This window comes from Bacterioplanes sanyensis (genome assembly GCF_014652515.1).
GTDB lineage: Bacteria > Pseudomonadota > Gammaproteobacteria > Pseudomonadales > Oceanobacteraceae > Bacterioplanes > Bacterioplanes sanyensis.
The window spans coordinates 485,252-500,281 of the sequence record NZ_BMYY01000001.1; the positions used below are offsets into that span (position 1 = coordinate 485,252).

The following is a 15,030-nucleotide window of genomic DNA, read 5'->3' on the forward strand; positions in this document are numbered from 1 at the left end:
ACCCGCTTTGCTGGTGGGGCTTTTTTGTGCGTACTATAAAGGTAGGGCCTAATAGTGTTGGAGCCGTGATGAAGTTATGGGTAGGAATGGTGTTGCTTGCGGTAATAATGCCAGCAGTGGCGGAATGTCGAGATCGTGATGCCATGACTGCCAGTGATGAACTGGCCTTGCGTCTATTGCGTCAGGCCGAAATATCTCATCCAGCGAAGGTGCTAAAGGTGCATCACCCGACCAAGCGCAAGGAAATTGCCAGCTACATAAAAGCCGGTCAGCGCTACTACTCCATATTTACTTTGGTCGATGAAGACTGCAACGCCGTCTTTCGCAAGCGCACGCGCTGGTATCGCGTACGCTGATACCAGCGAAGATGGCTTAACTTTGCGGTTATGAGTCTGAACGGAGCTGAGCAATGCGCTCACGGTAGTGCTTGGCTAAATCCATGCACTTTTCCATGCGTTGGCGCTCGCTTTCTATTTTGGCTGCTGGAGCGCGGCAAACGAAACCATCATTGTTGAGCTTATTGTTGATCTTTTGAGCTTCTTGCTCCAATAAATTGATCTGCTCCTGCAAGCGCTCTACGTCGTCTTCTGGGGAAATTTGTGAAGCTGCCGAGTCTGCCATGGCGCACTGTCTCCTTAGTTGGCCTTGTCTCGCGACAATCGCGGTCACACTCTACAATAATAGTCTACTCTGGGGAGTTTGCTTGGCCGTTGGCGCTAAGACTTAGTTGGCTATGCTTGGTTGCAGAGGCTGATCTGGTGTCTGCTTTCCCTTACAATGTCGGCCTTTCATTAGCAAGGTGGTAATTATGAGCGATAAACCCGAACTGCCAGATCACTTGTCGGTAAACCCTAAGAGCAAGTTCTATGCAGAAGAGTACTTTGAGCATGACATTGGCATTCGCTTGAATGGTAAAGAGCGCACCAATGTAGAAGAGTACTGCATCAGTGAAGGCTGGGTAAAAGTATCCTCGCCAACGGCAAAAGATCGCTTTGGTAACCCTATGTTGATGAAGTTGAAAGGCGAAGTGGAAGCGTTTTATAAGTAAACGCCAAATTGAATGGCTAAAAAAACGCCCTGGCAATGCACCAGGGCGTTTTTTATTGTGCAGCGTTAAGGCGATAGGTGCTGCTTACAGCGCCTTGATTTTCTCAATCTGCTCTTTCAGTTTAACGATATCACGCTCAAAGCCTGCAGCTTTTTCTTTCTCTTTATCGATCACAGCAGCAGGTGCCTTGTCGGTAAAGCCTGGGTTGCCGAGTTTGTTGTTCACTCGCTCCAGTTCTTTGCCGAGTTTTTCGATCGACTTGTTGAGGCGTGTGACTTCGGCGTCTTTGTCGATAAAGCCAGCCATGGGAATCAGCACTTCCATATTGCCCACTAATTGCGTTACCGACATTGGCTCTTCGTCGCCGTCGTTCAGCCAGGTGAGCTTTTCCAGTTTGGCCAGTTTCATCAGGAAGTTCTGATTTTCTTCGGCGCGGCGGAAGTCGTCGTCATCGCCATTTTTGAACAGCAGTTCTAAAGGCTTGCTCGGCGGAATGTTCTGCTCACCACGAATGTTGCGCACCGCGGTAATTACCCCTTGCAGCCAGGCAATGTCGGCTTCTGCTTCTGCGTCCATCAACTCTGGCTGAGCCACCGGGTAGTCGGCCAGCATAATGGTATCGCCGGCATCGGCTTTGCCTGCCAGCTCTTTTACTTGCTGCCAGATCGACTCAGTGATAAACGGAATAATGGGGTGTGCCAGGCGCAGCGTGGCTTCCAGAACGCGCACCAGGGTGCCGCGTGTGCCGCGCTTTTCTTCTTCGCTGGCATTTTGGTCCCACAATACCGGCTTGGACAGCTCCAAGTACCAGTCGCAATACTCGTTCCAGATAAACTCGTACAGCGCTTGAGCCGCCATATCAAAGCGGTATTGATCAAGATGGCGGCGCACTTCATTTTCGGCGCGCTGCAGGCGCGAGATAATCCAACGATCCGCCAGCGACAGCACGCCCGGTTCGCCATTAGCGCCGCAAGCGGCTTTCATGTCATCGGTTACGTCGATTGGTGTGCCGTCGGCGGCCGCTTTTTCGACCGCCTCTTCGCCAGCAACGGACAGCATGACGTAGCGCGAAGCGTTCCATAACTTGTTACAGAAGTTGCGGTAACCTTCCAGGCGCTTCATGTCCCAGTTGATGTCGCGGCCGGTGGACGCCATGGCAGCCAAGGTAAAGCGCAGGGCATCGGTGCCGTGGGGGCTGATGCCTTCAGGGAATTCTTTTTGGGTGCGTTTGGCAATTTTTTCAGCCAGTTTTGGCTGCATCATATTGCCGGTGCGCTTGGCCAATAGTTCATCCAGTGAAATGCCGTCGATCATGTCCAGCGGGTCAAGCACGTTGCCCCTAGTTTTGGACATTTTTTCGCCCACTTCATCGCGGATCAAACCGGTGACGTACACGGTTTTAAACGGTACCTGTGGCTTGCCATTTTCGTCTTTTATAAAGTGCATGGTCATCATGGCCATGCGCGCTACCCAGAAGAAAATAATATCGAAGCCGGTGACCAATACGTCGGTTGGATGGAAGTCTGCCAAGCGTTGGGCCACTTCCGGGTCATCGACATTGGGCCAGCCCAGGGTGCCGAAGGTCCACAGGGCAGAGGAGAACCAGGTGTCCAACACGTCTTCGTCTTGAATTAGTTCAACGTCATCGGCCAACTGATTGTTGCTACGAACTTCTGCTTCGTCATGGCCGACGTAAACATTGCCTTCTTCGTCATACCAGGCGGGAATGCGATGCCCCCACCACAGCTGGCGAGAAATGCACCAATCTTGGATGTCGCGCATCCAAGAGAAATACATGTTTTCGTAGGACTTAGGCACAAATTGGATGTCGCCGTTTTCTACCGCTTCAATCGCTGGCTTGGCCATGGTCTTGGCATCGACATACCATTGGTCGGTCAGCATGGGCTCAATGACGACGCCACCGCGATCACCAATGGGTACAGACAGCTCATGGTCTTTAATGCTGTCGACCAGGCCTTGTTCTTCCAGGTCGGCAACGATGGCTTTACGCGCTGCAAAGCGCTCCATGCCACGATATTTTTCTGGGATAAAACCGGAAATATCGTCGTTAACACTGCCGTCACTGTTAAATGTCTGAGCTTCGTCGCGAATATCAGCGCTAAAGGTCAGAATATTAATCATCGGCAGCTGATTGCGCTTGCCTACTTCGTAGTCGTTGAAGTCATGGGCGGGTGTGATTTTGACGCAGCCGGTGCCTTTTTCCATATCGGCATGCTCATCGGCCACGATGGGGATGCGACGGTCGACCAGTGGTAGCAGCACTTCTTTGCCGATTAAATGCTGGTAGCGTGGGTCTTCTGGGTTTACCGCGACACCGGTGTCACCAAGCATGGTTTCTGGACGCGTCGTGGCGACCACAATGTAGTCTTTGCCGTCTTGCGTTTGTGCACCATCGGCCAATGGGTAGCGCAGGTGCCACATGTGGCCTTTTTTGTCGTGGTTTTCGACTTCGACGTCAGAGATGGCGGTGCGCAGTTTTGGATCCCAGTTCACCAGGCGCTTGCCGCGGTAAATGAGGCCGTCGTTGTAGAGGCGAATAAACACTTCCTGCACGGCTTTATAGAAACCATCGTCCATGGTGAAGCGCTCGGTATCCCAGTCAACGGAGTTACCTAAACGACGCATTTGGCTGGTAATGGTGCCGCCGGAGTGCTCTTTCCACTCCCAAACTTTATCAATAAAGGTGTCGCGCCCCATGGCGTGACGGTCTGGCTGACCTTCAGCGGCTAATTTACGCTCTACCACCATTTGCGTCGCAATGCCGGCGTGGTCGGTGCCGACTTGCCACAGGGCCTTGTGGCCATCCATGCGCTTGTAGCGGGTTAGGGCGTCTTGCAGGGTGTGCTGAAAGGCGTGGCCCATGTGCAGCGAGCCGGTAACGTTGGGCGGCGGAATCATGATGGAATAGCCAGGGCCATTTAGACCGTCTTGATAGGGGCTAAAGTAGCCTTTCTGTTCCCATTGTTGGTACCAGGCTTGCTCGAGGGCGCTGGGTTTGTAGGTTTTATCCATAGTCTGAATGCTGCTTGCTATCTGAGTCGAAAAATGGCCCAGAGTATAACCGAATCCGGTGGCAGCATGCACGGCACCGGAGGGCTCCGGCGCAATGAATAAAAGGGGTGCCCCTGAATAATTCGGTACCGGCTGTGGATCACCGGAGGACTTCAGATCAGATGCCGGTTTGCCACTTTAGCCAGCTACAGCAAAAATCGGCGACACAGAGCTGGCGTTCCCCCGCAGGGCGCGGGCGGCAGGCCTCCATAACGTCGTTGGCGATGTTGAAAAGGGCTGGCCATTTCCTGCCATCGCCGCCTTGTTCTGAAAGTCTGACGCACTCGCGCAGAGCTGTGCCGAATTATCCAGAGGTGCGCTTAGGAGTAGAGCAGGTCCTTTAAGCGCTGACGCAGCTTGTAGCGTAGGGTGGGGAGCATTTCTTCGACCAAATCATCCAGCAGCGCTTGTTTTTGCTGCTCGCTTAAGCGAGGAATGTCGCTCAACAAGTCGTGATTAGGCGATGGTTCGCGTTGCGTATGGCGGCGCTGGTGGCTGCTGAGGGTCACGTTGGCTTGTTGCGCATCGGCTTCCGCGGCGGCGCGCTCGGTGGCTAAGCGCTCCAAGATAGAAGCCGGCAAAAATGGATTGCCGCCTTGACGCCCAATGCCAGCAGCTTGGTCGGTAGCGCCATCGTCCATCTGATCGAGCATGTCGATGATATCCGGGCCGCTGCTGCCTTCACCCAAGCCTAACAAGTCGGCGGCACTTAGGGGTTGGCTCGGCTCCGATTTAGTGGCTTCCGGTTTAACCGCTTCTGGCTTAGCAGGCGCTTGCTTGGCTTGTTCCTGCACAGGCTCTGCTGGCCTTGCCGCTTCTATGCTGGCGGGCTGGCCACGATTCAGACTGATAACCGGCGCCTTAGCCAGCGGCTCTGATGGCTGCAGTTCGCTGTCTGCGATATCTGCTATGTCAGCATCAAGCACATCGTCTAGCAATGGAATGTCGTCAGCGCCAAAGTCGCCAGCGTCATCACTGTTGTTACTATCCAGCACTTGCTGTAAGCGCTGCAGTTCATCCAAAAGGTGTCGGGATTCGTCGTTCATCCACGCTATCTCATATCATGATCGGTGATCGGATAACCCCGATCGCGCAGGTATTTGTAATGTTCACGAGTGTAGTGCAGGACGTCTTGCTGTTGTACCACAACCTCCATCATACGCTCAAAACGGGCGAAAAATGGCGGTATTTCCTTGCTCAAGTTGACGAGCAGCTGATGGTGTTGGCCTGGATCGGAGTGCCAGCCAATGTTAACCGGTGCCTGCTCTGAGTTATTTGCATGCGATAGGGCATGGGGAACGAAGGCTTCGGGTTGAAATACCCACAGCATTTCGTCCAGTTCGCGCGCTTGTGCCTCATTGTCTACCTGAATCAAAACGTCACAGCCTTGCTTGAGTAAGGCCTGTTGCACTAAGCGGCAGACAAACTGCAATCGCTGTTCAAGCTCGCTGCTGGCGAGTATGTAGAAGTTTACCTGGGTCATGCTTGGGCCTTTTCAAAGGCGCTGAACGGCTCGGCATCGTCCAGTAAGGTGTGTAAATGCTCGCAAGGCAGCGTTAAAAAAAGCTGCGCTTTGCTGGCGAAACAAGGGTCCAAGGTGGCTCTGATGGCGCCTTGAACGCGCGCTTTCCACTCGCTGCGAAAATATACGAACTTCTGGTTCAGGGCTCTGGGGTTACTTTTCATGCTGAGTGACGTCTAAAGCGGTGCAGCCAAACATCAATGCTGACGTCGAGATCGCCACTTTGGCAAATGGCGTCGCGGGCCTCGGCGCTGCAGCGCCAGTAATGTGGCGTCATCATGATCAAATCACCGATCAATGCCTGTGGCACGGTGGTTTGGTAGTGGATGCGCCGCTGGCTGTGCAGGTCGAAGTGTTCGGCCATGTGTGATTGTGGATCAAACCCCGATGCACGTACTTGCTCATATAAGCGTTGGCGCAGCTCAAGCAAGTGCTGCCCGCCTGTGCTTAAGATGATGACCTCGCCATCGGCCTTTAATGCTTGGGCAAATTGAGCGGGCATCAGGCGGGTAAATAAGCAGGTTATCATGTCCAGCTGGCCAGGCAGCAAGGGCAAGTGCGCGCCTGAGGCCACCAGCCAAGCAACATTGGGGTGGCGACGAGCGGCTGCTTTGACGGCGTCTTTGGAAATATCAATGCCGTAAACTTGCGCCCGTGGCAGTTGCTCAGCCATCGCTTGGGTGTAGTAGCCTTCACCGCAGCCAATGTCGGCAAGCTGATGAATGTCGCCCGATTGTGGTTTTTGCAGTTGTTGCGCCAGTTGCTCGGCAATTGGCTGATACAGGCCGCTGTCTAACAGGCGTCGCCTGGCCTTTACCATATCCGAGCTGTCGCCCGGCTGTTTGGAGCGCTTGTGCTGCACCGGCAGCAAGTGCAAATAGCCCTGTCGAGCACGATCAAAGCTGTGACCGCTGGCACAGGACCAATGCTGTTGGTCGTCGCTATGCAGTGCTTGCCCACAGTGTGGGCAGGCTAAAATCCAGTTGCTCATGAGGCCAGTAGCAGCTCCAAAATGCGCTCGTACATGGCGGTGAGGGTGTCCAGGTCTTCGGCTTTAACGCGCTCATTGACCTTATGAATGGTGTCGTTGCAAGGACCAAGCTCCAACACCTGAGCGCCTGTGGGCGCAATAAAGCGGCCATCTGAGGTGCCGCCGGCGGTTGAGAGCTCGGTGTCGTAACCACAGACTTCTTTGATGGCTTGCTGCGCGGCGTCTACCAGCGGGCCGTGGTCGGTTAAAAATGGCAAGCCATTCACGGTCCAGTCGAGGTCATATTGCAGGCCGTGCTTATCCAAAATGGCGTGGGTACGCTGCTTTAACTCGTCAGCGGTGACTTCGGTGGAGAAGCGAAAGTTAAACACCACTTCCAGCTCGCCAGGAATAACGTTGGTGGCGCCCGTACCAGAGTGAATGTTGGAGATCTGGAAGCTAGTAGCGGGGAAGAACGCGTTGCCTTCATCCCAGTGCTCATTGGCTAAGTCTGCCAGCGCCGGTGCCGCCTGATGAACTGGGTTGCGCGCTAAATGCGGGTAGGCAACATGGCCCTGAATGCCATGCACGCGCAGTACGCCGCCCAGTGAGCCGCGGCGGCCATTTTTAACCACGTCGCCCACTTTATTGGTGGATGATGGCTCGCCGACGATGCACATATCGATTTTTTCGTTACGCGCTTCGAGGGTTTCAACGACTTTGACGGTACCGTGTTTGGCTGGGCCTTCTTCATCGCTGGTGATTAAAAAGGCAATGGAGCCTTTATGGCCTGGGTGTTTGGCCACAAAGTTCTCGACGGCGACCACCATGGCTGCCAGTGAGCCTTTCATGTCGGCGGCACCGCGACCGCAGAGCATGCCGTTGTCGATTTGCGGCTCAAAAGGTGAATGCTGCCAATTGGCCTCCGGCCCAGTGGGTACCACGTCGGTGTGGCCGGCAAAGCAGACCAGTGGGCCGTCTTGGCCGCGCCGGGCCCAAAAATTATCGACTTCTTCAAAGCGCAGTGGTTCGCAGTCAAAGCCTGCTGCTTTGAGGCGCTGCATCATCAGTTCTTGGCAGCCGTCGTCTTCAGGGGTGACGGAGCGACGAGCCATCAGGTCAAAGGCCAATTCGAGAGTGGGAGTCATAGCGGTCCAGCTGGTTGTAAGGGGTAAATGACACAAGGTCGCGCATGATAGCACAGCCGCCGCAGTGCAGCTGCGTTGCCTTCCGCGATTGCGGTGGTACCATACGCCGCTTTCTCGCCCCCGGGCCCCGCAATAATTGAGTGAGCACCAAGATGACAGAGCCCCTGACACTGGAACAATTAAACACCGTGCTGCAGGAAGCCGATTTACTAAAAACCGAGCAGCAAGTAGAAGAGGCCCTGGATCGGCTAGCAGCAGACATCACCGCACGGCTGTCCGACAGCATGCCCGTGGTTTACGGCATTATGAATGGCGGTCTAGTTATGGCAGGGCAGTTGCTAACTAAGCTGCCGTTTCCGCTGGAGCAGGGCTATATGCATGCCACTCGCTATCGTGGTGAGACCCAGGGGCAGGCCGAGCTGCAATGGCAGGCGCCGCCTTCCATTCCAATGGAGGGCCGCACTGTGCTGATCCTTGATGATATCTTCGACGAAGGCAACACCTTGGCCGAAGTGGTTAAGGCGTGTCAGCAGCAAGGCGCCAAAGAGGTGTTAACGGCGGTGTTGGTCAACAAGGTACATGATCGCAAAAACACCGATCTGGTCATCGACTTTGTCGGTATGGATGTCGAAGACCGCTATGTGTTTGGCTGTGGTATGGATTACCGCGGCTACTGGCGCAACGCCCCAGGTATTTATGCCGTCAAAGGGCTGTAGCTCTGCTATCGTTTAGCGCCTGCTGCCAATAACCTAGCAGGCGCTGATTTCTTACATTCCTGCCAGAATTGTCCCCTCTCTATTTGCTGCGCGCATTCTCTAAGCGACTAAAGTACGTGCAAGCATGTGCTGTATTTATCGAGCTAGGTTGATGCTATGAAGGTGGAGTTCATAAACCCCTTTATTGAAACTATCACTAACATTCTCAATACCATGGCTAAAATGACCTGCGCCCATGGTCAGCCCTATCTTAAAGAGGATGCCTATCCGTTGGGCGAGGTTACCAGTGTGATTGCCTTGCAGGGTGATGCGGTCACTGGGTCTCTTGCCATCAGCTTTGCTTCATCGACCATTATTGGCATCACCAGTGCCATGCTGGGCGAGGAGGTCAATGAGTTGAACGACAGCTGTACCTCGCTGGCGGGAGAGTTGGCCAATATGCTCTCTGGCGGTGCGCGCAAGCTGCTGTGGGAGCGTGGCTTTAGCTTTGAAATGGCGACGCCGACCTTGCAGCAGGGGCCTAGCTTGATTGAACATGCGCAGCCTTGCCCTGTGGTGGTGATTCCTTTTGATAGTAAATATGGCGCCTTTTTTATCGAAGTGGCGCTGCAACCTAAACTGCAGCGCGCCAGTCTGCCAATCTGAGCCGGAACTATCCGTTGACCTGAACGTCTGCTAACTTCGCAGCACGTAAACAAGGGTAAAAAAAGTAGGGCAATAGCGTCAGGCTGCCTACCATAATCGCCTTAACTGATATCTCACCATACTAAGGATGTGCTATGTCTGGCTCATCATCGCCTATTTGGTTGCTGATTCTAGTCAGTGTGACACTGACCGGCTGCAGCAGCATGGAGCGTCCACCGCAAGCGCCTGGGCTTGAGAGTTCTGTGTTTCCATCTCAGGGTTATGTGGGAGAGTCTCGTTGGTGGCAGGCGCTGGATGATCCGGCCTTATTGTCTTGGGTCAAGCGTGCTTTACAACATAACCCCTCCCTGCAGGCGGCGCAGCAGCGCTACCAACAAGCTTTGGCATCGGCGCGCGCCTCAGGTGCCGGTCGTTATCCCAATGTCGAGGCGAATTTGGGGCGTTCACGCAACATTAAAGACGCTGGCAGCGAGCAAAGTGCCAGCAATGCGTGGAGTGCTGGCCTCAGTGGCAGCTACGAGCTGGATATTTGGGGGCGTGTCAACGCATTGGCCGAGCAAGGTCAATGGTCCCTATTGAGCCAGTCGGCACGTGCTCGCTTGCAAGCCAACAGCGTTGCCAGCGAAATTGCTTTGGCTTGGTATGGCTGGCAAATGGAAAGTGCGCGCTTGACCTTGCTGGTGGAGCAGCGCCAGCGCTTGTCGGAGGCTTTACAGGCCATCGAAGGGCGTTTTCGTCGCGGCCTGGTGTCCGTTGCCGACGTTTGGCAGCAGCAACAGCTGCTGGAAGCCAATCAGGCAGAGCAATCCGTGGCCGAGGCACAGCGCCAGTTGTATTGGCAAACACTGGTGCTATGGGTGGGCGGTGACACCCAGGGCTTGCCTAATGCCCAGACAGAGCTGCCGCAGCTGACGGCGTTGCCGCAGCAGGTCAGCAGTGAGGCCATCTTGCAGCGGCCTGATGTGGAAGCGGCTTGGTATCAGCTGCAAAGCGCCGATGCCGGCCTAGCGGCAGCGGTGGCCAGTCGCTACCCGCGCTTATCCATCAGTGCCAGTCTTACCTCGCAGACCAGCGACTTTGCCGATCTGTTTGACAACTGGTTAGCCAATTTAGCGGCTAATTTGGTGCTGCCGCTGATCGACGGCGGTCAGCGCCGTGCGGAAGTGGCGCGCAATCAGGCGGTGGTGCAAGAGCAATTAGCCAGCTATCGCCAAACTTGGCTGCAAGCGGCACGTGAAGTGCAGCAGGCCATGATCTTAGAGCGTCGTGCGCAACAGCAAGTCGCCAGTGTCGGTCGACAATTAGCGCTGGCGCGCAAAAACGAAGCCTTTCAGGCCAGTCGCTACCGCAAGGGCGTGGCCGATTTTTTAGTGCTACTAAACGCCCAGCAAGATGTTTTACAGCTCGAAAATCAACTGCTGCAGCTGCAGCTTCAGCAGCTGCAATACCGCATTAACTTTTATACCGCCGTCAGCCCCGGCGTGGCTGAGCATTTGGCAGAGGAGAAGCCGGCATGAAGCCGTCACTGAAATCGACCTTGAGTGTGGTGGGTGTTTTATTGGTGGGCGCCATCGTCAGCTATGGCATTGCCACCAGTGCGCCCAAGCCCGGTCGCAAGGCGCCAGACGAGCAGGCTCGCCTGGTTGATGCGGCCGAACTTAAAGCCGTGACTACCAGGCCAAAGTGGCGCTCCGGTGGCGTGGTACAGGCGGCGGAGCAGGCTACCTTGAGCCCTCAAGTCAGTGGCGCTGTGATCGCTTTGACGCCGCAATCTTTGCCCGGGCAGCGCGTAAAGAAAGGCGCTTTGCTGGCCAATATTGACTCCGCCGATTACGAGCTGCTGGTGCGCCAGCGTCAGGCGGCCTTGATTCAGGCTCAGGCCGATTTAGAAGTGGAACGCGGCGAGGCAGCGCTGGCGCGTGAGGAGTACCAGCTGTCGGCCCAGCAACTGTCGCCGCGTGAGCGCGCACTGGTATTACGTGAACCCCAGGTGGCTCGGGCTGAAGCGGCTGTGCGTAAGGCGCAGGCCGATTTGGAGCAAGCGCAATTGAATCTGGCCCGCACTGAAATTCGCATGCCCTTTGATGGCCAGATCATAAGCCGTCAAATCAGCACCGGCAGCCAGGTCAGCGCTGGCTCGGCCTTATTTGATGTGGTGCGCTCGGATGTGTTTTGGGTAGAAGTCAAAGTGCCGCGCCAGTTCTTGAGCTGGGTGGATGACACGCAAGCCGTCGAAGTGCGTCAGCCCAACTGGCCCCAGGGCCAAGTTCGACAGGCGCGCATTGTCAGTTTATTGCCGGCCGTGGATAGCGGTGATCGTCAAAGTCGCTTGCTGTTGGCGATCGATCAGCCGTTGGCCGCGCAGCCACAAGTGCTGGTGAATGATTATGTGGATGTGGTGCTGACAGGCAAGCCCATCGATAACGTTTACGAAGTGGCCGTGGGTCAGCTCAACGATGATGACAGCCTCTGGCTGATTCGCGCTGGTCAACTGCAGCGGCTGCAACCCGAGATTGTTTATCGCGGGCGTGAGCAGGTGTGGCTGCGCGGAGACATTGAGGCGGGCGATCAGTTGTTGCTTAGCCGTATTGATGCCGTGACAGAAGGCATGAAAGTGCGCACCACCGCGGATAACGGGTGAGTTCTATGAGTAACTACAAGCGCGGCCCAATCGCCTGGATGGCGCGTCACGGTGTGGCGCCGAACCTGCTGATGCTGTTTTTAATTGTCGGTGGCTTTGTTATGTCACTGACCATTCGCAAGGAGTTTATCCCGCCGTTTGAAGCCGACATGATCATCGTTAACGTCGGCTACCCAGGCGCTACGCCAGAGGAAATGGCCAACGGTGTCATTTTGCCGATTGAGAACGAGCTGTCGCAGCTCGATGGTTTTAAAGAAATACGCGCCGAGGCATCGCAAGGCTCGGCCCAGGTCAGGGTAGAGCTGGAAAACAGCACAGATAAACAACAGGCTTATCAAGACATTCAGCAGGCGGTAAATCGCATCAGCACCTTTCCTGCACAAATTGAGCGGCCGGTCGTCAGTATTGCCAGTCGCTCGATTGAAGTGATGGAACTGGCCATGTTTGGGCCGCTGGATATGTTTGCGTTAAAGCGCTTAGCCGAGCAGGTGCGTGAGGAGCTGTTGTCATCGCCGGATATCAGCAAGGTCGAGATTCTCGGTGTGCCAGATGAAGAAATTCATGTGGAGGTCACACAGCAAGATTTGCAGCGCTATGGCCTTACCATGCGCCAAATTGCGACCCAAATCGGAGACAATGCGCTTGAGCAAAGTGCCGGTGAGGTGAAATCTCCCGGCGGTGATATTTTGGTCACCCTTGATGATAAAGCTTATTGGGCCCGCGATTTTCGCCAGCTGCCGCTGGTCACGGACGCAGCGGGCGTACAATTGCGTTTGGGCGATGTGGCCAAAGTGCGCGAAGGCTTTGGCGACAGCAATCGTGAGGTGACATACAACGGTCAAACATCGCTGCGCTTCGATATTTATCGCGCTGAAAACCAAACGCCATTGACGGTGGTTGAGGCGGCTTACGGCAAATTAGAAAATATACGTGCCAACTTGCCGCCGGGCGTTGAACTGATCGTGACCGACGATGACGGTAAAACTTACCGTGAACGCGTCGGCTTGCTGCTAAAAAATGCGGCGATTGGTTTGATTTTGGTGCTGGTGCTGCTCAGTTTATTCCTCGAATATCGGCTGGCGTTTTGGGTCACCATGGGCATTCCCACCGCCTTTTTAGGTGCCTTATTACTGCTGCCAGTGGCGGATATTTCCATCAATATGATTTCGATGTTTGCCTTTATTGTGGCGCTGGGAATTGTCGTGGATGACGCCATTATTGCTGGCGAAAACATTTATGAGCATATGCAACGTGGCATGCCATTGATGGATGCGGCGGTGCATGGCGCGCGCGAGGTGGCGATGCCGCTGGCGTTTGCCATTTTAACCAATATCGCCGCGTTTTTACCCTTGTTGGCCTTGCCCGGGTTTATGGGCAAGTTGTTTATTGCCATTCCTGTGGTGGTGATTTGTTGCTTCCTAATTTCCTGGTTGGAAGCCTTATTTATTCTGCCAACTCACCTTGGCAACATGAAACAACAGCCGGCATCCAAGCTGGGCCGGCGGCTGGATGCGGCGCAAGAAAAAGTCGATCAGCGACTGCACAGATTTATTGAAAACACCTATAAGCCAGTATTGCAGCGCTGTTTGCGTGCGCCTGGCATGACCCTGGCCGTTGCGGTGACCATTGCGGCGATTGTGTTGGCGGTGCCGGCCAGTGGTCGCATGGGGTTCAGTATGTTCCCGCGGCTGGAGGGCGAGTTTGCCGTCGCCACCATTGAGTTATACCCCAATGCGCCGTTATCTCAGGCGCGTGAAATGCGCGAGCTGATGGAGCAACGGTTGCAGCAGGTGGTGGCTCCCATCGAGGCCGAAGGCAATACCCTAGTGCTCAGTGTTGAAGGGCAAATTCAGGGCTCGACCGTGGAAATTGAAGCCCGGCTGGTGGATTACGACGTGCGCCCCATCAGTGCGGCGGAGCTGGTCAAGCGCTGGCGTGAGGCGCTGGGCGAAATCGCCGGTATTCGCAGCCTGACCTTCGACTCTGAGCGCGGTGGCGGCCCTTCGGGGGGCGCTGGATTGACGGTTGAATTACGCGGCTCCAGCACCACAGAGTTGGCCGCTGCCAGCGCCGATTTGGCTAAGGCACTGTCCAGCATTGGCGGGGTGGCCGACGTTGCTAACAGTTTCACCAGCGGTACGCCGCAGTGGGATGTCACCCTCAATGCCATGGGGCGTGGTTTAGGTCTGAGCGCCGACGACGTTGCACAGCAGGTGCGGGCGGCCTTGTACGGTGCGCGCGCATTGCGCCAGCAGCGGGAAAGCAATGAAGTCACAGTGCTGGTGCGCTTGCCAGAACAAGAGCGCCGTTACAGTGCCGACATTGAGCAGCTGCAAATTCGCACACCGGCGGGTGGTTATGTGCCTCTGGTAGAAATTGCTGAGCTGCAAAAGAGCCGCTCGCCGGCCAGTATCAGTCGCCGCGATGGCCAGCAAATTGTGCGAGTGACCGCTGAAGTTGAGCCTAGGGAGCAAATTCCAGCCGTCATGGCGGTGTTGAATGACGACGTATTTATTGACCTGCGCTCTAAGTATCCGCGGGTGGATTTTGGTTTTCGTGGTCGCCAGGCCGATACCCAAGAGAGCAAGCAAAGCCTGCAGTTGTACGGCATGTTTTCGATGTTGCTGATTTATGTGCTGTTGGCGATTCCGTTTCGCAGCTACAGTCAGCCGCTGCTGATTATGATGGTGATTCCATTTGGCGCCGTGGGCGCCATGATGGGCCATTTAATGCTCGGCTATGGCCTGTCGATCATGAGCATCATGGGCATCGTGGCGCTGGCCGGTGTGGTGGTCAACGACAGTTTGATTTTGGTGAATTACGCCAATCAGCGTCGCCGCGAGGCCCAGTTAAGTGCCATGCAGGCGGTGATGGAAGCCGGTGTGCGCCGCTTTCGGCCGATCTTACTGACCACGTTAACCACATTTGGTGGCTTATCGCCCATGGTGTTTGAAACCTCGCGTCAGGCGCAGTTTATTACCCCGATGGCAGTATCTTTAGGCTTTGGCATTTTATTCACCACCTTTGTTTGCCTGCTGGTATTGCCAGCTTTGTACGTCATGCTGGATAACGTGCACCGTGCGATGGGCCGCACCAGCCAGGCAGTGGCGGATGCGTTAGAGTAACGCCATGGCGCTGTTAGTAGGTGTGGTTTCGCCCTGACTGTGATCAGCATCGCTCGATGTTTGTCGGGCGCTTCTATACAATCCCGCCGGCCAGGGTAGGCTGCTAATGATAAGGATGTTCTTTCCGTCCCTTTTCTTTTTGC

13 protein-coding genes are annotated in these 15,030 nt (G+C 55.1%); 7 read left to right on the plus strand and 6 right to left on the minus strand.

All coding sequences use genetic code 11. The annotated features are described in order from the left end of the window. The first annotated feature begins 68 nt into the window (after positions 1 to 68). The gene (locus tag IE090_RS02305; protein WP_229815373.1) at positions 69 to 356 is read left to right on the plus strand and encodes a hypothetical protein; all 288 of its coding nucleotides are present in this window, start codon (positions 69 to 71) and stop codon (positions 354 to 356) included. A 28-nt stretch (positions 357 to 384) separates the two neighbouring features. Here IE090_RS02305 and IE090_RS02310 read toward each other — a convergent pair whose 3' ends face one another. Beyond that, complete coding sequence (locus IE090_RS02310; protein ID WP_189386714.1) at positions 385 to 621, minus strand: hypothetical protein; 237 nt, start codon at positions 619 to 621, stop codon at positions 385 to 387. A 187-nt stretch (positions 622 to 808) separates the two neighbouring features. On the opposite strand from IE090_RS02310, the gene IE090_RS02315 reads away from it, so the two are divergent. After that, a complete protein-coding gene (locus IE090_RS02315) occupies positions 809 to 1,048 on the plus strand; it encodes a DUF3297 family protein (RefSeq protein ID WP_189386715.1) in 240 nt (79 codons plus the stop codon). A gap of 84 nt (positions 1,049 to 1,132) precedes the next feature. On the opposite strand, the gene IE090_RS02320 is transcribed toward IE090_RS02315, so the two are convergent. From IE090_RS02320 to dapE, 5 genes are all read right to left on the minus strand, one after another. Then, on the minus strand, positions 1,133 to 4,081 hold the full coding sequence (locus IE090_RS02320; RefSeq protein WP_189386716.1) for a valine--tRNA ligase: 2,949 nt from the start codon (positions 4,079 to 4,081) through the stop codon (positions 1,133 to 1,135). A 359-nt stretch (positions 4,082 to 4,440) separates the two neighbouring features. Further along, positions 4,441 to 5,166, minus strand: a complete 726-nt coding sequence (locus tag IE090_RS02325; protein ID WP_189386717.1) for a hypothetical protein — start codon at positions 5,164 to 5,166, stop codon at positions 4,441 to 4,443. A 5-nt stretch (positions 5,167 to 5,171) separates the two neighbouring features. After that, positions 5,172 to 5,603: a DNA polymerase III subunit chi gene (locus IE090_RS02330; protein ID WP_189386718.1), complete on the minus strand. Its 432-nt coding sequence runs from the start codon at positions 5,601 to 5,603 to the stop codon at positions 5,172 to 5,174. A gap of 199 nt (positions 5,604 to 5,802) precedes the next feature. Beyond that, positions 5,803 to 6,633 (minus strand): putative RNA methyltransferase, encoded by an 831-nt coding sequence (locus IE090_RS02335; protein WP_189386719.1) that lies wholly within the window; start codon positions 6,631 to 6,633, stop codon positions 5,803 to 5,805. Continuing rightward, positions 6,630 to 7,760, minus strand: a complete 1,131-nt coding sequence (dapE, locus tag IE090_RS02340; protein WP_189386720.1) for a succinyl-diaminopimelate desuccinylase — start codon at positions 7,758 to 7,760, stop codon at positions 6,630 to 6,632. The genes IE090_RS02335 and dapE overlap by 4 nt, the downstream gene beginning before the upstream one ends. Positions 7,761 to 7,912: 152 nt before the next feature. Between dapE and IE090_RS02345 the strand changes: the two genes are divergently transcribed. From IE090_RS02345 to IE090_RS02365, 5 genes are all read left to right on the plus strand, one after another. Next, positions 7,913 to 8,476: a hypoxanthine-guanine phosphoribosyltransferase gene (locus tag IE090_RS02345; protein WP_189386721.1), complete on the plus strand. Its 564-nt coding sequence runs from the start codon at positions 7,913 to 7,915 to the stop codon at positions 8,474 to 8,476. A 156-nt stretch (positions 8,477 to 8,632) separates the two neighbouring features. Further along, positions 8,633 to 9,121, plus strand: coding sequence for a chemotaxis protein CheX (locus IE090_RS02350; RefSeq protein WP_189386722.1), 489 nt, complete (start codon positions 8,633 to 8,635; stop codon positions 9,119 to 9,121). Positions 9,122 to 9,255: 134 nt separating this feature from the next. After that, complete coding sequence (locus IE090_RS02355; RefSeq protein WP_189386723.1) at positions 9,256 to 10,638, plus strand: TolC family protein; 1,383 nt, start codon at positions 9,256 to 9,258, stop codon at positions 10,636 to 10,638. Next, complete coding sequence (locus tag IE090_RS02360) at positions 10,635 to 11,762, plus strand: efflux RND transporter periplasmic adaptor subunit (RefSeq protein WP_189386724.1); 1,128 nt, start codon at positions 10,635 to 10,637, stop codon at positions 11,760 to 11,762. The genes IE090_RS02355 and IE090_RS02360 overlap by 4 nt, the downstream gene beginning before the upstream one ends. A 5-nt stretch (positions 11,763 to 11,767) precedes the next feature. Further along, entirely contained in the window at positions 11,768 to 14,887 is a 3,120-nt protein-coding gene (locus tag IE090_RS02365) for an efflux RND transporter permease subunit (protein ID WP_189386725.1), read from the plus strand. Positions 14,888 to 15,030 lie beyond the last annotated feature (143 nt).